Origin of the sequence: Aeromonas sp. R1-2 (genome assembly GCF_040908505.1) — a bacterium.
In the GTDB taxonomy this organism is placed as follows: Bacteria; Pseudomonadota; Gammaproteobacteria; order Enterobacterales; family Aeromonadaceae; genus Aeromonas; species Aeromonas veronii.
This window is the reverse complement of record NZ_JBFODU010000029.1, coordinates 38,387-61,412: the sequence shown is the minus strand read 5'-3', so window position 1 is coordinate 61,412 and position 23,026 is coordinate 38,387. Positions and strand designations below refer to the sequence as shown.

Here is a 23,026-nt window from a genome sequence, read left to right as displayed (position 1 = left end):
CCTCCCCTAGTACAGCTACAATGTGGTGTCACACTCGCCATCAAGTCATCAGATTCAAGCCTTTTCCATAGTACAGAGCAGTGGATGTTCGTTGTTACGTGCATAGGTGTTGACTTGGACAACCTTGGTTTCGGCGATCTCTGCGGTAAACATGCCGCAGACACCCTTACCACTATAATGCACACTCAGCATGACCTGAGTCGCCTTGTCCAAATCCATACCAAAGAACTTTTGCAGCACCTCCACCACGAACTCCATCGGGGTGTAGTCATCGTTGTTCAACACAACTTTATACATGGGTGGCGGCTGCAGCTTTGTTTTCTCTGCTTCTGCAATCTCTTCATTAGCAAAGAGTTCTTTCTGCTTGCTCATAATCGCGCTTTGGTACCTCTAGATTACTACCGTCTAACACAAGCTTGTCAATAGACTTGTTAACCAGATCACATCAGCTGTTAACAACTTCTTGACTCGCTCAAAAGTTAGACTAGATTGGTTACTTGCTAATCTGTGCCCGTCTGCTATGGGCCCATGTCCCTAGTTATAAAGGGCTGGCGCAGGTTACTCAACGACTTCTGGGTAATCAATAAAAGGATGTAGAAGTATGGCAACCGGCACAGTTAAGTGGTTTAACAACGCAAAAGGATTTGGGTTTATCTGTCCGGAAGGGGGCGGTGAGGATATCTTCGCTCACTACTCCACGATTCAAATGGAGGGCTACAAGACCCTGAAAGCGGGTCAGGCTGTCAATTTTGAACTGCAACAGGGGCCGAAAGGAAATCACGCCTCTGTGATTGTGCCAAACGAAGCACAAAATATGTAAATAACACCCGTTGGATAAATAAAAAACCGGTTCCTCTCTGAGCAACCGGTTTTTTATTGTCAGATTTCTGGCGAATCCTGCCTCCTCACGGGATCACAGGGTTATCACCAGCCATGATCAGTCGTGATATTCACTGCAGGCGATCAGGGTATTTTCCATCAGACTGGCGACCGTCATCGGGCCCACGCCACCGGGTACTGGGGTAATGAAGGAGGCATGGCTGCGCGCCGTCTCAAACTCTACATCCCCGACCAGCGAGCCATCAGCCAGGCGATTGATGCCCACATCGATTACCAGCGCTCCCGGTTTGATCCACTCGCCAGGTATGAAATTGGGCTTGCCGACCGCAACAACCAGCAGATCGGCACGGCGTACCTGATCTTCCAGATCCCGGGTAAAGCGGTGACAGGTCGTGGTTGTGCAGCCCGCCAGCAGCAATTCGAGAGTCATGGGACGCCCCACTATGTTGGACGCTCCCACCACGACCGCATGCAGACCGTGCGTCTTCACGCCGGTGGTCTCGATCAGCGTCATGATCCCTTTCGGAGTGCAGGGGCGCAGCGCCGGAATACGTTGTGCCAGACGGCCGACGTTATACGGGTGGAATCCATCTACATCCTTGTCAGGCTGGATCCGCTCCAGCACCTGAGTGGTATCAAAGTGATCCGGCAACGGCAACTGAACCAGAATGCCATCTACGTGGCTATCCGCATTCAGCTGGTCTATCAGCGCCAGCAGCTCTTCCTGACTGGCAGTGGCACTCAGGTCATAGGAGCGAGAGAGAAACCCCACCTCCTCACATGCCCGGCGTTTGCTGCCGACATAGACCTGAGAGGCGGGATCCGCCCCCACCAGAATGACTGCCAGCCCAGGAGCCCGTTTCCCTGCCGCCAACCGCTGTTGGACTTGCGCCGCGACCTGGCTGCGAATCGTTTGCGCAACCTGTTTTCCATCTATGATTTTGGCAGACATCGTTCTCCACTCACCATGTGTTCAACTGCCGCGCATTGTCGCATTTTTTTAGCCGGGATGTTAGCGGCAGACGCACGCCATACCTGTAGCGGGCAATAAGTAGGCACTTGAATTTACTGGGGGAAAAAGTCGTTGACGCTGGCCCTTACGCTTGGCTATGATGCCCGCCCGTTGCCCAGTACGACTCATGTCGATATGCTGGTCAGGGATTTTCGGTGATTAGCGCAGTCCGGTAGCGCATCTGGTTTGGGACCAGAGGGTCAAAGGTTCGAATCCTTTATCACCGACCATGTTCATCGACTCGTCCTTAAGACGTGTTGATACAAAGCGCCCTTAGCTCAGTTGGATAGAGCAACGGCCTTCTAAGCCGTGGGTCGCAGGTTCGAATCCTGCAGGGCGCGCCATTGATGTACCCCAATCCTTCTGGATTGGCGAGCGTTGATGAAAATTTCAGTGGTGGCTGTAGCTCAGTTGGTAGAGTCCCGGATTGTGATTCCGGTTGTCGTGGGTTCGAGCCCCATCAGCCACCCCATTATTCTGTCGATAATCGCCGTAAGGCGATGTTGATCGAACTGGTGCAGCGACCTTCTGGTCAGTACCATCAAAAACCGGCCAAGGCCGGTTTTTTGTTTTGCACTCGACAGCGCCATGCCTTGTCGGCAAGGCATCCTCCAGCTCGATAAACGCGGCTCCGCCCATTTGTCACGATTCGCGCCTCCTCATCGATACAAACAGCCACTCTCCCCCACACATCAGCCTGCCCGGTTCTTTTTCTGTATTTCCCAAGCGCCATTGATATGCTGATCGCTCTTCTTCTCTCCTGCTTTCCGTTGGAGCTTTTCTATGCAACGCATTCTTTTTGTCGAAGATGATCCCGAGATTGGCCAGCTCATCAGCAGTTGGCTCGGTCGCCACGATATGGACGTGATCCTCGAGCCCAGAGGAGACATGGCGCTGGCCCGGGTCGAGGCAGAACAGCCCGACCTAGTGCTGCTCGATATCATGTTGCCCGGGCAAGATGGCATGTCCCTCTGTCGGGATCTTCGGCAACGCTTCGACGGCCCCATCGTAATGCTCACCTCGCTGGATAGCGACATGAACCAGATCCTGAGTCTGGAGCTGGGCGCCAACGACTACATCCTCAAAACGACACCACCACCGGTGCTGCTGGCCCGACTTCGGGTACAATTTCGCCAGCACCAGCAAACACCAACCCAACCGGCAGCCACCAGCAGCGTTCCCCAGCAGCTGCAATTTGGTCGGCTGCGGGTGGATGGTCCAGGACGAGATGTGCGCCTCGATGGCGAGAGCATTGCTCTCTCGACCGCCGACTTTGACCTGCTGTGGGAACTCGCCTGCCACGCGGGCCAAATCTTGAGTCGGGAAGTTCTCTTTCGCAGCTTGCGCGGCCGGGAGTACGACGGTCAGGATCGCAGCATGGATGTGGCCATCTCCCGCCTGCGCCGCAAACTGGGTGATAACCCCGACAACCCGACCCGGATCAAGACGGTGCGCCAGAAAGGCTACCTCTTCGTCCCCCACGCCTGGGAATAACCCTCTTTCGGGAGCACCGCCATGCGCCGTCTCTTTATCCAGTTCTATCTGTTGCTGATCGGCTGCTTCACCCTGGCCATCCTGCTGGTTGGCGTGGTCTATCAGGTGACCGCCGAACGGGCGGGTGATCGCTATCTCGAACGCATGATGCAGGGCTCTCTTGGCCTGTTGACCGGCGAGTTGGCAAGAACCCCGCCAGAGCGCTGGCCCGATCGACTGGCCGAGCAGAGCAGTCAGTTTACCCTCCCCCTCAAGATCGGCGAGCTGGTGCGCCAGCCCCTGGCCAGCGAGGATCAGGCCTTTCTGGCCGCTGGCAATATTGTCATCGTCGAGGAGGATGACACCTTCCTGCAGCGCATCCCCGATACCGACCGGGTGCTGATTGTCGGCCCTGTACCCTACCTCTCCTACCTGCACGAGCTGCACTGGGTCGATGTGGGGCTGCTGCTGGTGATCGGCCTCTCTCTCGGCCTACCCATCCTTCTGTGGTTGCGTCCCCACTGGCACGGCTTGCAGCAGTTGGAGCAAACAGCACGTCGCGTAGGCGATGGGGATCTCTCCTGCCGAACCAATCTGCCACCGGGCAGCAGTCTGGCCCGGGTGGGACGCACCTTCGATCAAATGGCGACCCAATTGCAGGCCATGATTGCCAGCCGCAAGCAACTGACCGATGCCATCGCCCACGAGTTGCGCACCCCGCTGGTCCGGTTGCGCTATCGGCTTGCCATGCTCGATCCTGCCCCTGCCGAGCAAGAACAGCAGGCGCTGGAGCGAGATCTGGGGGCGCTGGACTCGCTTATCGAAGAGATGCTCACCTACGCCAAGCTGGATAGACCCGAGTTGCCGTTGCAACAGGACGAGCTTGAGCTCAGCAACTGGGCACAAGCGCATCTCGGCGACTGGCAAGCGCTGGCCCCCGAAAAGAAGCTCACCCTCGATCTGCCGCCACGTCACATGCCCTGGTGCGGCGATCAGCGTCTGCTGACCCGCGCGGTGGAGAACCTGATCGGCAATGCTCTGCGCTACGCCGAGAGCGAGGTCACCCTCTCCATCTCGCGGCTACAGGAGAACTATCTGCTGGAGGTGAGCGACGATGGACCGGGGATCGATCCGGCGCTGGCGCCCCAGATCTTCGAACCATTCGTGCGCCTTGATCAGAGCCGGGATCGTCGCACCGGCGGCACTGGTTTGGGGTTGGCCATAGTGCGCAGCATTGCCCGTCATCACGGGGGGGATGTGGCGTTGCTGGCCAGTGACCACGGCGCCCGCTTCTGCCTGACCCTGCCTGTACATTTGGATACAAACCGTCACCAACCGCTCACTGAAGGGCCGCTGCAACCGTCATAGGATGACTGTCATGGAGAGCGCTCCATAACATCAACCCGAATAAGGAAATTGAACATGAAAAAGATCATTCCTCTGACCCTGGCTGCCGTCTTCGCCCTCACTTCCGGTTTCACCATGGCGGCCACCCCGACCAAGACAGCCACACCGCAGGCGACCCAGACCAAGGTGGTGAAAAAACACCATAAAGCCACCCACGCTAAAACCCCTGCCGTCAAAGTCGCACCGAAAACCAAGTGATCCAAGCGGTCACTGGATAGCACAGAGGGAGGCTGACGCCTCCCTTTCCATCTCTTCCCGAAATTATCCTGACGAGTGCCTCCCTCGTCCAAACCGGATCCACGACCCAGCCCCTTTGCGGGAAACGGTCAATGACCACAGGAACATGGCATGTGGCGTCATCTGCTTAAATGGCTCGGCCCCTTGTGCAGCTTGCTGCTGCTCGGCACCGCACTGACCGTGCTGTATCACCTGACTCAGGCATGGCACTGGCACGATATTCGTGTGGCCATCTGGTCCCAACCCCTGCAGAGACTGGCGGGCGCCCTATTGCTGACCCTGCTCAGTTATGGTTGCCTCTGCAGCTATGACATACTGGCGCTCCATGCGCTGGGCAAGCGCCTTCCCTGGCAACAGGTCAGCATCACCTCCTTTATCGCCTACACCTTCTCCAACACCCTGGGATTTGCCCTGCTGACCGGCACCTCGGTACGCTATCGGCTCTACTCAGCTCTCGGTCTGGCGACCGGTGAGGTAGCCCGAGTGGTGCTGTTCTGCTCCATCACCTTTTTCCTCGGTCTGCTGGCGTGGGGAGGTAGTGCCCTACTGACCTGCGATGTATCACAGCTGCTGCCTGACTGGCCGCAGTGGGCAGATACCCTGCTCAGGCTGGCGGGCGTCATGGCTCTGCTGTTGGTGGCCAGCTACCTCTGCTGGCCTACACACCGTCTCTCCTGGCGGAAACACACCCTGACCCTGCCGGGCTTTCGGATACGTCTGTTGCAACTGTTGGTCGCGCTGGCAGACTGGATGGCCGCCGCCGCAGTGCTGTTTGTGCTGTTGCCTGCAGATAGCGTCCCCTACCCCGTGCTGCTCAGTGCCTTCGTGCTGGCCAGCTTCCTCGGGGTGCTGGCCCACGTGCCGGGCGGGATTGGGGTGTTCGAAGCGAGCATGAGCCTGTTGCTGGCTAACTATCTGCCAACCGACAAGCTGCTCGCCTCGCTGCTGCTCTATCGCTGCATCTATTACCTGCTTCCCTTTCTCTGTGCCCTGCTGCTCTTTGCGAGTCAGGAGATGCTGCAACAAAAAGCGCGCTGGCAGCGGCTACAGGGGCTGATGAGCGCAGTGCGCGAATTTCTGCCTGCCCTTATCAGCATGGGAACCTTCGCCGCCGGTAGCCTGCTGCTCTGCTCGGGGATGATCCCGACCATGCGCAACCACATCGAGGTGTGGCTGCAGGTGTTGCCACTCCATCTGCTGGAGCTCTCCCACGTGCTCGGCAGCGTGAGCGGTATCCTCCTGATCCTGCTGGCGCGCAGCCTCTATCGCCGTCACGACGCCGCGTTTCGCATCACCCAGCTGCTGCTGGCTCTGGGTATCGCCTTCTCCTTGCTCAAGGGGGGAGACTGGGAGTCAGCCCTGCTGCTTGGCAGCTTCCTGCTCATCATGACCCCTTGCCGTTCCCTCTTCTATCGCAAGGGGTCACTGCTCTATCCCCAGTACACCCCGGGCTGGCTCATCTCGGTCGGCGCCGTGCTGCTGGGGGCGCTTTGGCTGCTGCTCTTCTCCTATCGTCAGGTGGAGTATGACCACGCCCTCTGGTTCCACTTCTCGCCCCACGGCGGGGCTGCCCGCGGCCTGCGCGCCATGGGGAGCGTGGTGGCCGTGCTGGCCGTGGCCGGGGTTGCCCAATTGCTTGCACCGCTGCGCATGGTCGGTGAAAAGCCGGACAAGGAGACGCTGGCGCGCGCTCAGGAGCTGGTGGTGCGCGAAGGGGGGATCCACGGCTATCTGGCCCAGCTACAGGACAAGTCCCTGCTGTTCCATCCCGCCAGCGACGCTTTCCTGATGTATGGCATCGAGGGCAACAGCTGGATTGTGATGGGGGATCCGGTCGGCCGCCCCGAGCAGATCGAAGAGCTGCTCTGGCAATTTCGCGAGCGGTGCGACGAGCACGACGCCAACCCGGTCTTTTATCAGGTCTCGGCACGCTATCTTCCGCTCTATCTGGAGCTGGGGCTGATCCCCTTCAAGCTCGGTGAAGAGGCGATGGTCGATCTGGCCACCTTCGATCTGGCGGGCAGCCGGCTGCGCAACCTGCGCCAGAGCCACGCCAAGGGCAAACGGGAAGGACTGACCTTCGAGGTGGTCGAGGCAAGTGCCGTGGCCCCCCTGCTGCCCAGATTACAAACCGTCTCCGATGCCTGGCTGCAGAGCAAGATGGGCAAGGAGAAGGGCTTCTCGGTCGGCCGCTTCGAGCCTGACTACCTGACCCTAAGCCCGGCTGCGCTGGTATGGCACGAGGGGCAGATTGTCGGCTTTGCCAACCTCTGGGTGAGCGATAACAAGGAGATGCTCTCCATCGATCTGATGCGCTACAGCCTGGATACCGGCACCGCCCCCATCATGGATTTTCTCTTTGTCGAGCTGCTGCTGTGGGGTAAGGCGCAGGGGTACGCCAGCTTCAATCTGGGGATGGCCCCCATGTCCGGCTTCAACGATCATCCGCTCAACAGCTATTGGGCCCGCCTTGGCAATACCCTGTTTGTGCGTGGCAGCCGTTTTTACAACTTTCAGGGGCTCAGACGCTACAAGGAGAAATTTTCGCCCCGCTGGGAACCCCGCTACCTGCTCTGCAGCAGCAAGCTGGTACTGCCCAGAACCCTGACTCACCTGATCACCCTGATTAGCCGCGGCCCGCTGGGGCTGATCAAGAAATAGGAGCATGGCCAATGAGAGCCCTGATATTGCTGTTACTCAGTCTCGTACTGCCCGTTTCATCTTTTGCGGCGCATGCCGCCCCGGTCAAGGATGACCTGAGCCTGATTGAGCTGCCGGTCAAGCAGCCATCGGACGCCCCCATGGTGATCTTTCTCAGCGGCGATGGTGGCTGGGCAGCGCTCGACAAGGGGTTGAGCGCCCAGTTTCAGCTGCACGGCTTGCCGGTCGTAGGCTGGAGCTCCCTCACCTACTACTGGAAGAAGAAAACCCCGGAGCAGGTGACCGCCGATCTGGAGCGGATCCTCGATGATTACCAGACTCGCTGGCAGCGCCCCCGCTGGCTGCTGGTCGGCTTCTCGTTTGGTGCCGAGATTGTCCCCTTTGTCATCAACCGGTTGCCGGAGCACTATCGTCAGGGGCTGGTCGGGGCCGTGATGCTCTCCCCCTCCACCAGCTCGGATTTCGAGATCCACGTCAGCGACATGCTGACCCACAAGGCGCGGAGCTACCCGACCGAGCCGCAGGTGAAGACCATCCGCGACCTGCCGATGCTCTGCCTGCAAGGAGCCGATGACGATGACGGCGACCGCCTCTGCCCCCGTCTCAACCAACCCAACGTCACCAGCGTCACCCTGCCGGGAGGACACCATTTTGACGATAACTACCCCCAGCTCTATCAGGCCATCACCAAGCATCTGAACCTGTCCCCGGATCCGCTGACTGTGGAGCATTAATCCGTATCACTACGGAATGCCTTTTAAGTACCGAGCAGGGCAAATCAGCGAGCAATGAAAAGGGCCTCTCTTTCGAGAGGCCCTTTTACTGAATTGGGCGGAAACTTTAAAAGGATCGACCAATGGGTTGGCCGTGGCGTCAAGGTCACCGAGGCATTTCACTGCGATTGCCCAAGCGGCTCGCCAGATGCTGGGCTATCAACAATGAGGATTTGCAGTCCTATGCTGACAACCGCTCGGGATTGCGCCATAAAACAAAAGCCCCGATGTTTCCATCAGGGCTTTGCAATTTGGCGGTGAGGGAGGGATTCGAACCCTCGATACGTTGCCGTATACACACTTTCCAGGCGTGCTCCTTCAGCCACTCGGACACCTCACCAAATTTTGGTCTGTGGTTTAACGTGTTCAGCAACACGGTGCTCGCTGCGCTGTTGCGCTGTTGCGCTGGAACGGGGCGTAATTTAGGGGAAAGCCCCGCCCGCGTCAACGGCTTTTTTCACCTGGCGAACCGTTCGAACACTTAATGCACAGATTCCGGTGCGACCTGGATTTCCGGCAGGTTGAGGAAGCCGGAACGTTCGCATTCAGCAACCAGTTCGTGGGTAGCGGCGATGGTGCTTTGCACGAACAGCAGGAACTGCTCGACGCTGAGTCCGGCCTTGGTAAAGACGGTGTGGCCGACCACCAGCCGCGGCAGGTTGTCATCGATGATATCGAGGAACACCTTGAGGGAGGGGTACTGCATATTGAGCCGGCCCAGTTCGGCAACCAGCGGCAGCATTGCGGAGGGGCGCACTTCCAGCTCGGAGGAGAACAGCAGGCCTTCCTCTTCCACGAAGATCCGGCTCTCCTGAATACCATCGACCGACTGCAAAGAGACAATGTGGATACCGTGACACTGGTCGCAGACATAGTGCTCGATACGAGCCTGTTGCAACCAACGCATTATCATTTCGGAGCTGGGGATATTCATCATTTCCACGACAAGATTGGGATCAAGGGGCGCAGTCTAAACCAATTTGCTATCAACAAAAAGCACGCCAACCCGATAACCCTGCGGCTCGCTTCTTTTTGGCAAGCGCTATGCATATACTCAGCCAAATCCACGATGACGCTTGCCCCACAGGGGGCCCCATGACTATCCAAGAAAAGTATCGCCTTCATCTGAAATCACTCTCGGATGAGCTGCTCACCCTGCAAAAACCCATCCGCATTCTGGATGCCATCAAATGGCCACGCCATCTGCAGGATCGCTTTCAGGCAAGCGGTGGCAGGGAGCTGCCCGCTATCGACAGGCACTTCTATGATGCCCTCCCCCTCGGCTTCGATCCGCGCAACAAGTATCTGGAGCTCAAGGAGCTGCGGGACCGGATCCGCAGAAAACTGGGGCCACAGGACGATCTTGGCCGGATCCTGCAAGAGACGGTCGATCAGTACATGGTGGTGATCGAGATGCTGCGCCAGCGCGGCCAACCCGATTTTCAGCGTTACAGCCAGCTGCTTTATGGCTCTGCCAGCGATCACCTGCGTGGGGATCGCAAGACTCTCAAGGAGCTGGGCTCCCGCCTGTGCGATATCTTCTCCCTGCCCGGCGCCCGCCATCTGGTGCGCCCCTACCCCAAGGAGTTCGAAGGAGAAGCCGCGGTCGCCAAACTGCAGGGCAAGCTGTCGAGCTACTTCAGTGACGGCACTGTGCAGGTGAAGCTGAGCGATGGCATCGTCTCCGATGCCGCTGCCGGTGGCGACTACATCAAGCTCAACTCCCACGCCCGTTTCTCCGAGCTGGACTTGCAGGTGCTGGAGGTACATGAGGGCTGGGTCCATGTCGGCACCACCCTCAACGGTCGCCAGCAGCCTTATGCCACCTGGCTGAGCGCCGGTTCACCGCGGATCACCGCCTGTCAGGAGGGGCTGGCGGTCCTGATAGAGACCCTCACCTTCAGCTCTTTTCCGGATCGGGCCAAGCGTATCTCCGATCGGGTGATGGCCATCGACATGGCCGAGCGCGGCGCCGATTTTATCGAGGTGTTTCAGCACTTCGTGCAGCAGGGCACCAGCGAGCACGACGCCTACAAGATCACCCAGCGGGTCTTTCGTGGCGGCATGGTGGGCGGCGGCGCCTGTTTTACCAAGGATCTCTCCTACGTGCGTGGCTATGTGGAGACGGTCAACTTCATCCGCAGCGCCGTACTGGAAGGGGTGCCCGAAATCCTGCCGATGCTGTTTGTCGGCAAGGTGACACTGGATGACATTCCGGTGCTCTATCAGCACTATCTGGAGGGGCTGATTGCCGCTCCCCGCTATTTGCCGCCGATGTTTCGCGATCTCACCGGCCTCTATGTCTGGTTCGGCTTTGCCTCCGGCATGTCACTGGTCGATATAGGCCGGGTACAGCACCATTTTCGCCAGCTGTTTCAACGCCTGCCGGTGGCCGACCCCATCATTGCGCCGGTGGATATCGAGATCGACTGAACCACAGCGATACAAGTTGGGGAAAATAAAAAGGGCGCCAGATTGGCGCCCTTCTCGACGATTCAAATATCGCAGCCGAATTACTTGTAGGCCCGACCTTCAAGATAGTGTTTGCGACAGAGCGACACATAGCGATCGTTGCCGCCGATCTCCACCTGTTCGCCATCACGCATCACCTGCCCCGCTTCGTTGACCCGGGAGTTCATGTGAGCCTTGTTGCCACACCAGCAGATGCTCTTCAGCTCTTCAAACTTGTCGGCCAGACAGAGCAGATGGTAGGAGCCCGGGAACAGCTCGCCGCGAAAATCGGTCTTGAGGCCATAGGCCATCACCGGAATATCCTGCTCATCGACGATGCGGGCCAACTGGTAGACCTGCTCACGGGTCAGGAACTGGGCCTCGTCCACGATGAAAACATCGATATGTTTCTTCGCATGGCGCTCTTTCACCATTTCAAACAGATCACAGCTGTCGCTGAACACGTCCACCTTCAGCTCAAGGCCAACCCGGGCACTGATCACCCCGACCCCAAAACGGTCATCGATGGCTGGCGTCATCGCCAGAGGATGCATGCCCCGCTCCAGATAGTTGAAGTGCGCCTGAATGAGCTGGGTGGATTTGCCTGAATTCATGGTGGCAAATTTGTAGTGCAGTGAAGCCATGATACTGTTCCGAAACTGAATTTATGGGGCGCATGCTAACCAAAGCCCCTGACAAAACCAAGGGGCCCGCGGGCCCCTTGCTCTATAAATGTTACGCGGTGGCCAGCACTGGCCGCGCTTTGGCCTTTTTCAGGTGATAGCCGGTAAAGAGCACGAACCAGAGGGCACTGACACTGAAACCGGCCAGGCTGGAGTGCATCAAGCCCATCGCCAGGTAACCGATGGCCGCGCCGAAGGCGATGGCCAGTGCATAGGGCAGCTGGGTCATCACGTGATCGATGTGATGGCAACCGGCACCGGTGGCAGAGAGGATGCTGGTGCTGGAGATGGGTGAGCTGTGATCCCCGAACACCGAGCCAGCCAGTACCGCCGCCAGCATCGGCAACATCAGGCTGATGTCGCTGGCGGCGGCCATGTCACCGGCCAGCGGCAGCATGATGCCGAAGGTACCCCAGCTGGTACCGGTAGCAAACGCCATGGCACAGGAGAGGATAAAGACCACGGCAGGCAGCACTTCGATCGGCAGGTTGCCGTTAGCCAGCGAAGCCAGGTACTTGCCGGTCTCCACGTCGCGCACCACGGCACCTATGGTCCAGGCAAACAGCAGGATGTTGATGGCTGGCAGCATGGCCATGACGCCTTGCGGCGCGGCCTTGATCCAGTTCTTGGCTCCCAGCTTCAGGCGCATCGCCAGACCGATGGAGACCACCAGACTGCACAGGGCACCGTAGACCAGCGAAGAACCGACGTTGGTATTTTCGAACGAGCCGAGCACGCTGAATGGCAGCCCTTTCTCGCTCAGCACCGCAGCACCGGAATCGATCATGAAATAGATGGTGGCAGCGGTCAGAGTCAGGATCGGCAGTACCATGTCGATCATGCCGCCGTTGCTCTCCTCCGGGCTCTCCATATCCAGACCGATGGGGCGGCCCTTGGACTCATCCCACAGTTTGCCTTCCAGCGCCCACGCTTCGTGCTGACGCATCGGGCCGATATCGAGCTGACAGGCGATCACCACCAGCACCATGATGAGGGTGAAGACGGCGTAGAGGTTCATCGGGATCATCTCGACAAATGCCGCGATGGGGCTCTGTTCGGTCAGACCGTGGGCCGCCATGATGCCGCCCACCAGGGCGATGATATAGGCGCCCCAGGAGGAGATGGGCATCAGCACGCAGACCGGCGCCGCGGTGGAGTCCAGCAGATAGGCCAGTTTGGCACGGGAGATCTGGAAGCGGTCGGTCACCGGACGGCAGATTGCCCCCACCGACAGGCTGTGGAAGAAGTCATCGATAAAGAAGGCAAACACCATCATGCCGGTCAGGGCTTTGGCGCCCTTGCGGGTCTTGGCACGACGCTCGGCCCACTCGGCAAAGGCACGGGTCGCCCCGGAGACGCTCATCAGGCTGATGAGGCCACCCAGCAGCAGCATAAACAGGATCATGTTGACGTTGTCACGATTGAGCGCGCCATCGACCCAGAAGATCTTGAGCACGGTATTCAACATGTAATGCAGGGATTCGAGGGGTGAAAACTGATTGAGCAGCAAACTGCCGGTGACGATGCCCACACCAAGGGACAGCAGCACGCGGCGGGTCATGATCGCCAGCGCGACAGCCAACAGGGGGGGAAGAACGGACCAACCGGAGTCGGCGAAATGACTAATGTCCATGATCTCTTTGCACCTAAAGATTACAGGTGGAGATCTACCGAGAGGATCTAAAGAAACAAAACCTATGGGGAGGTCATACTCCTCAGCCCCTTCAGGTAGCGCTCCATAGTGGATGACTATGGCAGTCCTGCACCTATTAGATGCAGAACCAGCAGCCCGGTATGATGGCCTGGCCACTTCGGCGCTGACTCCTTTCCTTGTGCATCACAGGCATCACCCTCCGCACAAATACTCATAGGCAGCGCGCCTCTACTTAAAGGTATTCGCCGCACATTTTATCGAGATGGCAGCTTATAGCAAGTTTTTTGATTAAATAGTCATGACAAACATATCAAGGTCGAAAAATGGTAGTCAAATGATGCAACAACACCAGCTTTGACGCTATTTTCACCTACTGCGGTTTCATTGGCATCCAATCACCAAGCCTATTGCTGGCCATATTAAATATCTGTATTGATGTTCCCCACGGATATAATATTTAACCCGGCTTGACTTATTTAAATCACCAAGCAAGAATCAGCTGGAACATAATATTTTTCTCTGACTCGACGTGGTAACTCCTATGAATGAATTTTTAAAGGTACTGCTTAATATCCGCAGTCTGCGTGCGACCTGCCGCGAGCTTTCTCTGGAACAACTGGAAGAGGCACTGGAAAAACTCTCTACTATCGTTGCTGAACGTCAGCAGGATGAAGCTGCCGAGCGTCAGGCCCGTGAAGAGCATCTGCGGAAAATTAACGAATATAGCGAAATGCTGAAAGCCGCCGGTATTGACCCGGCAGAATTGGTAAGCGCTGTCGCTACCACCCCCGGCAAATCAGAAAAAGCCAAGCGGGCGCCACGTCCTGCCAAATATCGCTATCAGGATAATGGCGTAGAGAAAACCTGGACCGGCCAGGGCCGTATGCCTTCGGCTATTGCCAGCGCAGTGGCAGCAGGCAAATCGCTGGAAGATTTTGCTATCTGACAGCGCTTGCGTTACGAATAAAAAAACCTCGCTAGGGCGAGGTTTTTTATTGCCTCTTAAATGTGACATATCAGATAGCCGATTGCGGGCGATCTGCTGCCTTGACCCACAGCACTTCACGATCCCCTGCTACGCAGATGAGATAGCGGGCAACGGTAAAGAACCAGTCACTCATCCGGTTCAGATAGGGCAGCACCTCGGGATTGACCCGCTCTTCCCGGCTCAATGTCAGCAGCAAGCGCTCGCAATGACGCACCAGAGTACGCACCACATGTGCTTGCGCCGCGGCACGGGAACCACCGGGCAATATAAATTGGCGCAGCGGTAGCAATGGCTCACTATAACGATCTATCTGCTGTTCAAGGCGAGTGGTCCAAGCGGCATTAACCTGCCAAATCGATTCATTCTGGGCGTCACTGGAGAATGCCAACTCCCCCCCCAGATCAAACAACTCCTGTTGCAACAGCTGTAAATCAGCCAATAAACCGATCTCTTGCGACGGCACGTCACAAATCAGCAAGCCTATATGGGAGTTGAGCTCATCGATATAACCGTAGGTCTCGACCCGCAAATGATCCTTTGGCAACTGGATACCATCGGCCAGCCGGGTCATGCCCTTGTCGCCCTGCCTCGTATATATTCTCATACCGACATCCTGTTAATAATGGGAATAATCATGGATTCGAGTCCATTGAGTTTGATTTCGTAAGTCAACGCCAGCGTCTGGCCCAATTTACCCGCCGGAAAACCGCTGCGCGCCATCCACACCAGATAGGGCTCTGGAATATCGATGATACGCCGCCCCTGATATTTACCGTAAGGCATCTTGTTGGTCAGGGTCAGCAGCACCTGTTCGTCGGATAGCCAATCCATATTAATCGATATCCAGATATTTATGAGTCTGGATTGAGAGTCGCCAGTTACGCGCGATACAGGTATCCATCGCCAATTGGGTGGCCCTTGGCTTCTGGCTGATCGGCTGCAAGGCAATGACCACATCAGGGCGCAGAGTAGCAGTAGCGAGCAGAGTATCCAGCTCTTCAATATGGTGCTCGGTGGCCACCGGATGCTTGATCTCGTTGGCCCGCTCCAGCGCCGAGACCAGCACAGGCAGCCCCCCTTTCATGCCAATTTTGGGGGAGACGGTCACCCAGGTCTGCTCATGGGTCTTGATCTCGCTGGTGCCACTGGTTTCAATCTGCACCTGATAACCCGCCGCCAGCAGGGCAGACGAGAGTTCGTGCAGATCGTAGAGGCAGGGCTCGCCACCGGTGATCACCACATGGCGCGCCTGATAACCCAGTTCGGTAAAGCTCTTGATAATCTGCGCGGTGCTAAGTTGGCTCCAACAATCGGATTCGTTGGAGCGATCCAGCACCGCCGCCTTGCCCACTTCACGAGCCGGATCAACAACCCAGGTATGACGGGTATCGCACCAGGGGCAGCCCACCGGGCAACCCTGCAGGCGAACAAAGATGGCGGGCAGGCCGGTAAAGATACCCTCCCCCTGGATGGTCTGGAAAATCTCGTTGATTGGGTAGTGCATCTCGATCACGGCTTGTTGCAAAAGTCGCGGATTATACCCCAAGCCACGGCAAGACGCAGGCTCACTCTGCGCTTTTCTCACCCAGCCCGGTTTTCTCAAACAGTCTGGCCATGATGCCCGCCTTGTCGGCCAGATAGTTGTTCAGGCCGCGACTGCGCAGTTCACACGCAGGACACGTGCCGCAACCGTCACCGGCAATGCCGTTGTAGCAGGTCAGGGTCTGCTGGCGCACCGTGTCGAGGTGACCATAGTGATCCGCCAGTGCCCAGGTCTCGGCCTTGTCGAGCCACATCAAGGGAGTTTCAAAACGGATGCCGCGATCCAGCCCCAGCGACACCGCCTGATTGAGGGCCTTGACGAACTCGTCACGGCAATCGGGATAGCCGGAGAAGTCGGTCTCGCAGACACCGGTGATCACCGCTTCGGCGCCCACCTGATAGGCATAGATGGAAGCCAGGGTCAGGAACAGGATATTGCGACCCGGCACGAAGGTGTTGGGCAGCCCGTTATCCTGCAGCTCGCAACTGACAGGAATGTCGTCACGGGTCAGGGCAGAGACCGCCAGCTCATTGAGCAGCGTCACATCCATCACCTTGTGGGCGGCAATCCCCAGTGCACTGCCCAGACGGCGCGCGGTGTCGATCTCTTCCCGATGGCGCTGGCCATAGTCGAAGGTGATGGCGTGCACTTCATCATACTGGGCCAATGCCTGCACCAGACAAGTAGTGCTGTCCTGACCGCCGCTGAAAACCACGACTGCTTTTTTCATCTTGATAACTCCTTCAAATGTCACGCGCGGCGGCCTTCGGCAAAGTCCTGCCACTGGGTATTCAACCGGTTAAACAGGGTCAGCAAGGGCGCATAGTGCTCCGGCCTCCCCTCCCACCGGGACAAGAGGTGATAGCCCGCCTCTATGGTAGAGAGGGCATCGGGAAAGGGTTTCTTTCGAATGGCATATTGACCGGCAATGGCACCAATGCCGATGCGGGGCAAGCGGGCCAGTGCCGGGTTGCTCTGCAACATGCGATAGGCTTTGCGCCAGGTGCCGTCAAGCAAGATAAAGGCGACGGATGCGGAGCTAGAGGATTCACTCTCCCACTGTTGGCGAAGATCGGTCAGCGAAATGGCATCCTCATCCGGCCAGAGTAGATAGCAGCGACGGGAAGGATCTGCAAGCAACCCATTGAGCCACTCATCGCGGGAAAAGTCCTCCCCCACATGGATCTCGCACTGTTGCAAAGAGGCCGCCAGCAGCGCCGCAGTCCCCTTGGGATGTGCCACCTCGTTGGGGTGCTGCAAGATGTAGAGGGGCGTGTGATTGTCAACCGGCACAATATAATCGCACAGGCAGGCTTTGAGGGCTCGGGTGCAACGTGTACAGTATCGACTGTTCTTGTCGTTGGACTGTTTCATGTTGTCAGACAAATCTGGATTGCTCTGGGTTATCACGCTCTCTCTCACCAGCTTGCTACTCTTCTTTACCGTTCCCAATCTTCAGCTCTCCTTCGATCGGCCCTTGATCGCCGGGGGCGAAGGGTGGCGGATCATAACAGGCAATCTGGCTCATACCAATCTGTGGCACCTGCTGCTCAATCTGGGCGGCCTCGCCATCCTCTATAGCCTGTTTCGCGACTATCTGGGTGGGGCTCGCCTGCCTCTGCTGATGTTGCTGCTCTGGTTGGCAGTGGGCTTGGGGATCTGGTGGTGGTGCCCGCAGACTCAATGGTACATGGGGCTATCCGGCTCGCTGCATGGCCTGTTTGTCTGGGGGGCAATGCAGGATATCCGCCACGGACGCCGCACGTCGGGCTGGCTACTGTTGGCAGGGATGGGGCTCAAGCTGGCGATGGACTTCTACAACGCAGGAGAGAGCCCGATATCCACCCTGATCAATGCCCGGGTACACATCGGCTCTCATCTTATCGGGGCCGGTGCAGGCCTGTTACTCGGCCTGCACCGCGTATCACTGAGTGAGCCTGTTACGCACCAGCCAGCTCGGCATTGATGCTGGCCAGCATGGCGGCCGGATCGGCAGCCTGCGTAATGGGGCGACCGATAACCAGATAATCGGACCCCGCCTCGACCGCCGCTTTCGGTGTCATCACCCGGCGCTGATCCCCGGCCGCTGAACCGGTCGGGCGAATACCCGGGGTCACCAGCTTGAACTCATCACCCAGCAAGGCTTTAAGCTCATGGGCCTCGTTGGCAGAGCAGACAACCCCATCCAAGCCGGATGCCTTGGTCAAGGTAGCCAGCAGGATCACCTGCTCGGCAGGGCTCACATCCAGACCAAGAGGGATCATGTCGGACTGCTCCATGCTGGTCAGTACGGTCACCCCGATCAACAATGGCGCCTTGTCGCCATAAGGCAGCAGCGCCTCTTTGGCGGCACGCATCATCCGCTCACCACCACTGGCATGCACGTTGACCATCCAGACACCGAGCTCGGCACTGGCTGCCACGGCTTTGGCAACGGTATTGGGAATATCGTGAAATTTCAGATCCAGAAAGACATCGAATCCCTTGGCCACCAGCTGGCGTACAAACTGCGGGCCAAACAGGGTAAACATCTCCTTGCCTACCTTGAGACGGCACTGGGCCGGAGAGATACGTTCAACGAACGCTAAGGCATCTGCCTCGTGCTGATAATCCAGCGCTACCAGTACTTTGGGATCTTGCATCTCACATCCTATTGCTTGTTATTCACCGTCCAGACCACGGATCGGCTTGATGGAACCCCACTGGCGACAAGACGGGCACTGCCAGAACAGCGAGTGAGTGGCAAAGCCGCATTGCCGACACTTGTGGGTTGACTTGATTTTTATCTGCTCGCCGACCAGCTGTTGCAGCAGCTCGAGGCTCTCCTTGGCAGGCCCCTCCTCCGCACTGGCCAGTTGAAAACCCACCAACTGGTAAAAACCTTTCATCGACGGATGACGACGCAGCTGACGCAGCACCAGCGAACGGGCCTGACTCAGGCCATCACGCTCTTCAACCAGCTTGGCAAGGGCCAGGGTCACGCTGACACCGGCGTGATCTTCCACCGCCTTCTCAAGCAGCGGGATCAACGCAGGCGTGCGCCCCAACTGCTGATAGCACTCGAGCAATTTGGGCATTGCCTCGGAGGCAAAGTCGATATCCTGCTCGAACACCCGCAGCAGCTCCTTGCTGGCCTGCTCATACTCCCCCTCTGCCATGGCGAGCTCAGCGAGGCGCAAACTGGCCCGGGCACATGCCGGATTGATATTGAGCGCCCGTTTGAGCTTGGCCAGCCCCTCCCCTTTATTGCCCTCACGAAGCGCGGTTTCGGCCTGTTCGCAATAGAAATGGGAGATGGGGTCGGCCAGCTTCTTGCCCTGGAATTTTTGCAGACGCACCGCCACATCGATGGCCTTGTCCCAATCCCGCAACTGCTGATGGATAATCAACAACTGTGCCAGCGCCGTCTCTTCAAAATCGCTGTCGTCACACAACTCGTTCCAGAGCGCTTCCGCCCGGTCGAGCAGACCGGCAGCAAGAAAGTCGCGAGCCAGCTCCTGCAGAGCAAGCTGGCGCTGCTCCCGGGTCAGTTGGCGGGTTACCAGATTCTGGTGGATCTTGATGGCACGATCGACCTCCCCACGCTGGCGAAACAGGTTGCCGAGGGAGAGGTGTGTTTCGATGGTTTCACTGTCCACCTCAAGCAGTTGGATAAAGAGATCCACCGCCTTGTCGGATTCATCGGACAGCAAATAGTTGAGGCCCGCCACATACTGGCGGGAAAACTGGTTACTCTGTTTTTGGGTGTCCTGGCGAACACTCCTGCGGCCCATGTACCAACCATAACCGGCGGCGATGGGCAACAGCAGGAAAAGCAGTTCAAGCATTGAGGAACATTATTCCTTACCCGGTGACCGGGCCAGCTCCAACTCGCGGGATTGACGACGCATGGTGCGGTTGAGGGTGCGGTTTTGCATTTTCAGGCGCAGGAACAGCAGGCCGAATACCAGCCAGCCCAGCAAAAAACCGCCAGCGAAGAAGAAGCCCAACAGCATGGCAAGCGAAAACTCACCCTGAGCGATCAGGTAATTGAACTGAACCAGCTGGCCATTTTGTGAGCCCAGCGCCAGGGTCAGAACAAACACCAGCACCAGCGGAATGAGGGCCAAAATACGCTTCATAAGAGCTCCCTGTCAGTATCTAATGAGAGGCTGATTATCCTTAAAATCGCAGGCAGACTCTAGAGTGAATGGGAAAAGAGTTTAAGAAACAAGACGATTGGCACAGGAATCGGTGCCAAAAAGAAAAAAGGCATACCCGAGGTATGCCCATTTCTGCATTATTCAATGATGTTGACGCGCTCGCGCAACTCTTTACCTGGTTTGAAGTGCGGGACATATTTCCCGGTCAGTTCAACCTTGTCCCCAGTCTTGGGGTTGCGGCCCACACGGGGCGCACGATAGTGCAGTGAAAAACTGCCAAATCCGCGGATTTCAATCCGGTCGCCGTTTTGCAAGGTCGACGCCATCTGCTCAAGGATCTCCTTGATGGCGGCTTCGACATCCTTGGCCGGCATATGCATGCGGCTGGCTGCCAGTTGTTCGATGAGATCTGATTTGGTCATAACGTTAAATCTCCTTCCCCGATCACATGCAATATTCATTTTGCCAGGATAAAAAAGGGCGGCGCAATGCCGCCCTTTTCTTGCATCAAGGATTACTCACCCTTGGCGGCTTTGAACGCTTCCATCATAGCATTGCTGAACACAACTTCTTCTTGTTGGTTCAGGTTATCGATAGCAACACGCTCATCAGCCTCGTCCTTAGCACGGACAGACAGGCTTACGGTGCGGTTCTTACGATCAACGCCCATGAATTTAGCTTCAACTTCGTCACCAACAGACAGCACCAGAGTGGCGTCTTCTACACGGTCACGAGCAGCGTCGGAGGCACGCAGGTAGCCTTCTACGCCATCAGCCAGTTCGATAACGGCACCTTTGGCATCAACCTCGGTAACCTTACCCTTCACGATAGCACCTTTCTTGTTGTCAGCCAGGTACTTGTTGAACGGGTCTTCTTCGATCTGCTTGACACCCAGGGAGATGCGCTCACGCTCCGGATCCACTTGCAGAACAACGGCTTCGATCTCGTCGCCTTTCTTGAATTCACGCACGGCTTCTTCGCCCTGGTTGTTCCAGGAGATGTCAGACAGGTGAACCAGGCCGTCGATGCCGCCATCCAGACCGATGAAGATACCGAAGTCAGTGATGGACTTGATCTTGCCGGAAACACGGTCGCCTTTGGCGTGAGTTTCGGCAAACAGCTGCCACGGGTTGGATTTGCACTGCTTCAGACCCAGGGAGATACGACGACGCTCTTCGTCGATGTCCAGAACCATCACGTCAACCACGTCGCCAACGTTAACAACTTTGGACGGGTGGATGTTCTTGTTGGTCCAATCCATCTCGGATACGTGTACCAGGCCTTCAACGCCTTCTTCGATTTCAACGAAGCAGCCGTAGTCGGTCAGGTTGGTCACGCGGCCAGACAGACGGGTGGTCTCCGGGTAACGCTTGGCGATAGCAACCCAGGGATCTTCGCCCAGCTGCTTCAGACCCAGGGATACACGGGTACGCTCGCGGTCGAACTTCAGAACCTTGACAGCGATCTCGTCGCCAACGTTGACGATTTCGGAAGGATGCTTAACGCGCTTCCACGCCATGTCGGTGATGTGCAGCAGGCCGTCAACACCGCCCAGATCTACGAATGCACCGTAGTCGGTCAGGTTCTTGACGATACCCTTAACTTCTTGACCTTCTTGCAGGTTAGCCAGCAGGCTTTCGCGCTCGGAGGTGTTCTCGGTCTCGATCACGGCACGACGAGAAACAACAACGTTGTTGCGCTTCTGGTCCAGCTTGATGACTTTGAACTCGAGTTCTTTGTTTTCCAGGTGAGCGGTGTCACGGATCGGACGCACGTCAACCAGAGAACCCGGCAGGAAGGCACGGATGCCGTTCAGTTCAACGGTGAAACCACCCTTGACCTTGCCGTTGATGATACCGATAACGGTAGCTTGCTCTTCGTAAGCCTTCTCAAGCTGCAGCCAGGCTTCGTGGCGCTTGGCTTTTTCGCGGGACAGCTTGGTTTCGCCGAAACCATCTTCGATAGAGTCCAGAGCCACGTCAACGGTGTCGCCGACGTTGATTTCCAGCTCGCCCATGGCGTTCTTGAATTCTTCAGCCGGGATAGCGGACTCGGATTTCAGACCGGCGTCAACCAGTACGAAACCGTTCTCGATAGCAACGACAGTACCCTTGACGATGGAACCTTGACGGGTTTCAACGGCGTTCAGGGACTCTTCAAAGAGTTGAGCAAAAGATTCGATCATTGTTTATGTCACAAATGAAACATCCACTTGCAATCCGGCACAAGCGGGGCTGTTTTAAATAATCTGCGCCATCCTTGGTGCAGACGACCGGATGTCAGCTTGCGCTGGCATCACCAAGTTGTTGCTCTGCATAGGCGAGTACTGTTGCCAGCACTTCATCTATGGTCATGGAGGTAGAATCTACCACCAGAGCATCTTCTGCCGGTTTCAGGGGTGCAGTAGCGCGATTTCTGTCGCGATCGTCACGTTCCCGAATCTCGGTTAAAAGACGCTCAAAGTTAACATCAAAGCCCTTATCTTGCAACTGCTTATAGCGACGTTGGGCCCGTTCTTCGGCACTGGCGTCGAGGAAAATCTTCACCTCGGCCTCGGGGAAAACAACTGTACCCATGTCACGACCATCGGCAATCAGACCCGGGGCCTGACGAAATGCCCGCTGACGGCGCAGCAAGGCTTCGCGCACACGGGGGAAGGCGGCGATTTTACTGGCAGCATTACCCACTTCTTCGGTGCGGATGGTGCGGGAGACATCTTCCCCTTCCAGGATGACCTTGACAAGATCGCCTTCTACCTGAAATTGCACATCCAGATTGGCAGCCAGCGGCACCAGTGAGGCTTCACTGTCCAGCTCTACATCGTGATGCAGGGCGGCCAGGGACAACACCCGATAGATGGCGCCCGAGTCCAGCAAGTGCCAACCCAGCTTCTCAGCAAGCAGCTGACACAAGGTGCCTTTACCTGCACCACTGGGGCCATCAATTGTCATTACGGGGGCCATCTGAGGCATAACTTTCTCCTGCACTGTGTTGCTCCCATCCCGAAAGGGTGGGTTAATGGGCGCCGATTATACCCGAATGTGGTGAGCCTGGCAGTCATCAATCCGCACAAAGGGCCAAAACCCCGACGGACAGCTGTGCTTGTATCTCATTTGGAAATTTCATTAAGCAATGCAGGGACTTGTTCTTATGGTCGTTCCT

25 protein-coding genes, 4 tRNA genes and 1 riboswitch are annotated in these 23,026 nt (G+C 57.2%); of the genes, 12 read left to right on the top strand and 17 right to left on the bottom strand.

Features of this window, described 5'->3' with window-relative positions; translation table 11 throughout:
* Positions 1-54: 54 nt before the first annotated feature.
* Entirely contained in the window at positions 55-372 is a 318-nt protein-coding gene (gene clpS, locus AB5Y76_RS12075) for an ATP-dependent Clp protease adapter ClpS (RefSeq protein WP_005337111.1), read from the bottom strand.
* A 229-nt stretch (positions 373-601) separates the two neighbouring features.
* On the opposite strand from clpS, the gene cspD reads away from it, so the two are divergent.
* The gene (gene cspD, locus AB5Y76_RS12070) at positions 602-820 is read left to right on the top strand and encodes a cold shock-like protein CspD (RefSeq protein ID WP_005300025.1); all 219 of its coding nucleotides are present in this window, start codon (positions 602-604) and stop codon (positions 818-820) included.
* Positions 821-937: 117 nt separating this feature from the next.
* On the opposite strand, the gene folD is transcribed toward cspD, so the two are convergent.
* Positions 938-1,792, bottom strand: a complete 855-nt coding sequence (gene folD / locus AB5Y76_RS12065; protein ID WP_005346435.1) for a bifunctional methylenetetrahydrofolate dehydrogenase/methenyltetrahydrofolate cyclohydrolase FolD — start codon at positions 1,790-1,792, stop codon at positions 938-940.
* 213 nt (positions 1,793-2,005) lie between these two features.
* Here folD and AB5Y76_RS12060 point away from each other — a divergent pair.
* The 8 genes from AB5Y76_RS12060 (at position 2,006) to AB5Y76_RS12025 (ending at position 8,364) form a co-directional block, all read left to right on the top strand.
* A tRNA-Pro gene (locus AB5Y76_RS12060) sits at positions 2,006-2,082 on the top strand.
* Positions 2,083-2,119: 37 nt separating this feature from the next.
* A tRNA-Arg gene (locus AB5Y76_RS12055) sits at positions 2,120-2,196 on the top strand.
* A gap of 52 nt (positions 2,197-2,248) precedes the next feature.
* Positions 2,249-2,324: transfer RNA gene (locus AB5Y76_RS12050), tRNA-His, on the top strand.
* Between the two features lie 311 nt (positions 2,325-2,635).
* A complete protein-coding gene (rstA, locus tag AB5Y76_RS12045) occupies positions 2,636-3,346 on the top strand; it encodes a two-component system response regulator RstA (RefSeq protein ID WP_201986834.1) in 711 nt (236 codons plus the stop codon).
* A 21-nt stretch (positions 3,347-3,367) separates the two neighbouring features.
* Positions 3,368-4,693 carry a two-component system sensor histidine kinase RstB gene (gene rstB, locus AB5Y76_RS12040; RefSeq protein WP_201986832.1) on the top strand — a complete coding sequence of 442 codons (1,326 nt, stop codon included), beginning with the start codon at positions 3,368-3,370 and terminating at the stop codon, positions 4,691-4,693.
* A gap of 54 nt (positions 4,694-4,747) precedes the next feature.
* The gene (locus tag AB5Y76_RS12035) at positions 4,748-4,930 is read left to right on the top strand and encodes a hypothetical protein (protein ID WP_005337116.1); all 183 of its coding nucleotides are present in this window, start codon (positions 4,748-4,750) and stop codon (positions 4,928-4,930) included.
* 150 nt (positions 4,931-5,080) lie between these two features.
* The gene (gene mprF, locus AB5Y76_RS12030; protein ID WP_201986830.1) at positions 5,081-7,630 is read left to right on the top strand and encodes a bifunctional lysylphosphatidylglycerol flippase/synthetase MprF; all 2,550 of its coding nucleotides are present in this window, start codon (positions 5,081-5,083) and stop codon (positions 7,628-7,630) included.
* 11 nt (positions 7,631-7,641) lie between these two features.
* Positions 7,642-8,364, top strand: a complete 723-nt coding sequence (locus tag AB5Y76_RS12025) for an AcvB/VirJ family lysyl-phosphatidylglycerol hydrolase (RefSeq protein ID WP_201986828.1) — start codon at positions 7,642-7,644, stop codon at positions 8,362-8,364.
* A 291-nt stretch (positions 8,365-8,655) separates the two neighbouring features.
* Here AB5Y76_RS12025 and AB5Y76_RS12020 read toward each other — a convergent pair.
* Both AB5Y76_RS12020 and AB5Y76_RS12015 read right to left on the bottom strand, forming a co-directional pair.
* A tRNA-Ser gene (locus tag AB5Y76_RS12020) sits at positions 8,656-8,743 on the bottom strand.
* Between the two features lie 141 nt (positions 8,744-8,884).
* Entirely contained in the window at positions 8,885-9,340 is a 456-nt protein-coding gene (locus AB5Y76_RS12015) for a YbjN domain-containing protein (protein ID WP_005337119.1), read from the bottom strand.
* 158 nt (positions 9,341-9,498) lie between these two features.
* Between AB5Y76_RS12015 and AB5Y76_RS12010 the strand changes: the two genes are divergently transcribed.
* Entirely contained in the window at positions 9,499-10,836 is a 1,338-nt protein-coding gene (locus AB5Y76_RS12010) for a flavohemoglobin expression-modulating QEGLA motif protein (protein ID WP_201986824.1), read from the top strand.
* Between the two features lie 80 nt (positions 10,837-10,916).
* Here AB5Y76_RS12010 and AB5Y76_RS12005 read toward each other — a convergent pair whose 3' ends face one another.
* Positions 10,917-11,498, bottom strand: coding sequence for a thymidine kinase (locus AB5Y76_RS12005; protein ID WP_005337121.1), 582 nt, complete (start codon positions 11,496-11,498; stop codon positions 10,917-10,919).
* Between the two features lie 91 nt (positions 11,499-11,589).
* Positions 11,590-13,170: a Na+/H+ antiporter NhaC family protein gene (locus AB5Y76_RS12000; RefSeq protein WP_005351177.1), complete on the bottom strand. Its 1,581-nt coding sequence runs from the start codon at positions 13,168-13,170 to the stop codon at positions 11,590-11,592.
* An 88-nt stretch (positions 13,171-13,258) separates the two neighbouring features.
* Positions 13,259-13,430, bottom strand: a riboswitch (Lysine riboswitch).
* A 302-nt stretch (positions 13,431-13,732) separates the two neighbouring features.
* Here AB5Y76_RS12000 and AB5Y76_RS11995 point away from each other — a divergent pair.
* Entirely contained in the window at positions 13,733-14,137 is a 405-nt protein-coding gene (locus AB5Y76_RS11995; protein WP_139732008.1) for an H-NS family nucleoid-associated regulatory protein, read from the top strand.
* Positions 14,138-14,207: 70 nt separating this feature from the next.
* Here the strand turns inward: AB5Y76_RS11995 and AB5Y76_RS11990 are convergent, their stop codons facing one another.
* The 5 genes from AB5Y76_RS11990 to AB5Y76_RS11970 all read right to left on the bottom strand — a co-directional run bounded on the left by AB5Y76_RS11990 (position 14,208) and on the right by AB5Y76_RS11970 (position 17,096).
* Positions 14,208-14,783 (bottom strand): cob(I)yrinic acid a,c-diamide adenosyltransferase, encoded by a 576-nt coding sequence (locus AB5Y76_RS11990; protein WP_181269421.1) that lies wholly within the window; start codon positions 14,781-14,783, stop codon positions 14,208-14,210.
* Complete coding sequence (locus AB5Y76_RS11985) at positions 14,780-15,010, bottom strand: DUF3820 family protein (protein WP_201986823.1); 231 nt, start codon at positions 15,008-15,010, stop codon at positions 14,780-14,782. Before AB5Y76_RS11985 ends, AB5Y76_RS11990 begins: the two co-directional genes overlap by 4 nt.
* Position 15,011: 1 nt before the next feature.
* Positions 15,012-15,683 carry a 7-carboxy-7-deazaguanine synthase QueE gene (gene queE, locus AB5Y76_RS11980; RefSeq protein ID WP_201986821.1) on the bottom strand — a complete coding sequence of 224 codons (672 nt, stop codon included), beginning with the start codon at positions 15,681-15,683 and terminating at the stop codon, positions 15,012-15,014.
* Positions 15,684-15,744: 61 nt separating this feature from the next.
* Complete coding sequence (gene queC, locus AB5Y76_RS11975) at positions 15,745-16,452, bottom strand: 7-cyano-7-deazaguanine synthase QueC (RefSeq protein ID WP_042013218.1); 708 nt, start codon at positions 16,450-16,452, stop codon at positions 15,745-15,747.
* Positions 16,453-16,472: 20 nt separating this feature from the next.
* Positions 16,473-17,096, bottom strand: a complete 624-nt coding sequence (locus AB5Y76_RS11970; protein ID WP_201986819.1) for a tRNA-uridine aminocarboxypropyltransferase — start codon at positions 17,094-17,096, stop codon at positions 16,473-16,475.
* Between AB5Y76_RS11970 and rrtA the strand changes: the two genes are divergently transcribed.
* Positions 17,095-17,688, top strand: a complete 594-nt coding sequence (rrtA, locus tag AB5Y76_RS11965) for a rhombosortase (RefSeq protein WP_074042643.1) — start codon at positions 17,095-17,097, stop codon at positions 17,686-17,688. The two genes, AB5Y76_RS11970 and rrtA, sit on opposite strands and share 2 nt — an antisense overlap.
* Here rrtA and pyrF read toward each other — a convergent pair.
* The 6 genes from pyrF to cmk all read right to left on the bottom strand — a co-directional run bounded on the left by pyrF (position 17,663) and on the right by cmk (position 22,836).
* Positions 17,663-18,364 (bottom strand): orotidine-5'-phosphate decarboxylase, encoded by a 702-nt coding sequence (pyrF, locus tag AB5Y76_RS11960; protein WP_201986817.1) that lies wholly within the window; start codon positions 18,362-18,364, stop codon positions 17,663-17,665. The two genes, rrtA and pyrF, sit on opposite strands and share 26 nt — an antisense overlap.
* 18 nt (positions 18,365-18,382) lie before the next feature.
* Positions 18,383-19,549 carry a lipopolysaccharide assembly protein LapB gene (lapB, locus tag AB5Y76_RS11955; protein ID WP_139463884.1) on the bottom strand — a complete coding sequence of 389 codons (1,167 nt, stop codon included), beginning with the start codon at positions 19,547-19,549 and terminating at the stop codon, positions 18,383-18,385.
* Positions 19,550-19,558: 9 nt separating this feature from the next.
* Entirely contained in the window at positions 19,559-19,843 is a 285-nt protein-coding gene (locus AB5Y76_RS11950) for a LapA family protein (RefSeq protein ID WP_005337143.1), read from the bottom strand.
* Between the two features lie 158 nt (positions 19,844-20,001).
* Positions 20,002-20,286, bottom strand: coding sequence for an integration host factor subunit beta (gene ihfB / locus AB5Y76_RS11945; RefSeq protein ID WP_005299934.1), 285 nt, complete (start codon positions 20,284-20,286; stop codon positions 20,002-20,004).
* 92 nt (positions 20,287-20,378) lie between these two features.
* Positions 20,379-22,049 (bottom strand): 30S ribosomal protein S1, encoded by a 1,671-nt coding sequence (gene rpsA, locus AB5Y76_RS11940; protein WP_005337148.1) that lies wholly within the window; start codon positions 22,047-22,049, stop codon positions 20,379-20,381.
* Positions 22,050-22,143: 94 nt separating this feature from the next.
* Complete coding sequence (gene cmk / locus AB5Y76_RS11935; protein WP_111901343.1) at positions 22,144-22,836, bottom strand: (d)CMP kinase; 693 nt, start codon at positions 22,834-22,836, stop codon at positions 22,144-22,146.
* Positions 22,837-23,026 lie beyond the last annotated feature (190 nt).

Coding starts and splice junctions, on each gene's coding strand:
- cmk (WP_111901343.1), bottom strand. CDS start 22,836: ATGCCTCAGATGGCCCCCGTAATGACAATTGATGGCCCCAGTGGTGCA.
- AB5Y76_RS12010 (WP_201986824.1), top strand. CDS start 9,499: ATGACTATCCAAGAAAAGTATCGCCTTCATCTGAAATCACTCTCGGAT.
- rrtA (WP_074042643.1), top strand. CDS start 17,095: ATGTTGTCAGACAAATCTGGATTGCTCTGGGTTATCACGCTCTCTCTC.
- AB5Y76_RS12035 (WP_005337116.1), top strand. CDS start 4,748: ATGAAAAAGATCATTCCTCTGACCCTGGCTGCCGTCTTCGCCCTCACT.
- cspD (WP_005300025.1), top strand. CDS start 602: ATGGCAACCGGCACAGTTAAGTGGTTTAACAACGCAAAAGGATTTGGG.
- AB5Y76_RS11990 (WP_181269421.1), bottom strand. CDS start 14,783: ATGAGAATATATACGAGGCAGGGCGACAAGGGCATGACCCGGCTGGCC.
- AB5Y76_RS12000 (WP_005351177.1), bottom strand. CDS start 13,170: ATGGACATTAGTCATTTCGCCGACTCCGGTTGGTCCGTTCTTCCCCCC.
- clpS (WP_005337111.1), bottom strand. CDS start 372: ATGAGCAAGCAGAAAGAACTCTTTGCTAATGAAGAGATTGCAGAAGCA.
- lapB (WP_139463884.1), bottom strand. CDS start 19,549: ATGCTTGAACTGCTTTTCCTGCTGTTGCCCATCGCCGCCGGTTATGGT.
- queC (WP_042013218.1), bottom strand. CDS start 16,452: ATGAAAAAAGCAGTCGTGGTTTTCAGCGGCGGTCAGGACAGCACTACT.
- AB5Y76_RS12015 (WP_005337119.1), bottom strand. CDS start 9,340: ATGATGAATATCCCCAGCTCCGAAATGATAATGCGTTGGTTGCAACAG.
- AB5Y76_RS12025 (WP_201986828.1), top strand. CDS start 7,642: ATGAGAGCCCTGATATTGCTGTTACTCAGTCTCGTACTGCCCGTTTCA.
- AB5Y76_RS12005 (WP_005337121.1), bottom strand. CDS start 11,498: ATGGCTTCACTGCACTACAAATTTGCCACCATGAATTCAGGCAAATCC.
- AB5Y76_RS11995 (WP_139732008.1), top strand. CDS start 13,733: ATGAATGAATTTTTAAAGGTACTGCTTAATATCCGCAGTCTGCGTGCG.
- rstB (WP_201986832.1), top strand. CDS start 3,368: ATGCGCCGTCTCTTTATCCAGTTCTATCTGTTGCTGATCGGCTGCTTC.
- rstA (WP_201986834.1), top strand. CDS start 2,636: ATGCAACGCATTCTTTTTGTCGAAGATGATCCCGAGATTGGCCAGCTC.
- mprF (WP_201986830.1), top strand. CDS start 5,081: ATGTGGCGTCATCTGCTTAAATGGCTCGGCCCCTTGTGCAGCTTGCTG.
- AB5Y76_RS11970 (WP_201986819.1), bottom strand. CDS start 17,096: ATGAAACAGTCCAACGACAAGAACAGTCGATACTGTACACGTTGCACC.
- folD (WP_005346435.1), bottom strand. CDS start 1,792: ATGTCTGCCAAAATCATAGATGGAAAACAGGTTGCGCAAACGATTCGC.
- pyrF (WP_201986817.1), bottom strand. CDS start 18,364: ATGCAAGATCCCAAAGTACTGGTAGCGCTGGATTATCAGCACGAGGCA.
- queE (WP_201986821.1), bottom strand. CDS start 15,683: ATGCACTACCCAATCAACGAGATTTTCCAGACCATCCAGGGGGAGGGT.
- ihfB (WP_005299934.1), bottom strand. CDS start 20,286: ATGACCAAATCAGATCTCATCGAACAACTGGCAGCCAGCCGCATGCAT.
- AB5Y76_RS11985 (WP_201986823.1), bottom strand. CDS start 15,010: ATGGATTGGCTATCCGACGAACAGGTGCTGCTGACCCTGACCAACAAG.
- AB5Y76_RS11950 (WP_005337143.1), bottom strand. CDS start 19,843: ATGAAGCGTATTTTGGCCCTCATTCCGCTGGTGCTGGTGTTTGTTCTG.
- rpsA (WP_005337148.1), bottom strand. CDS start 22,049: ATGATCGAATCTTTTGCTCAACTCTTTGAAGAGTCCCTGAACGCCGTT.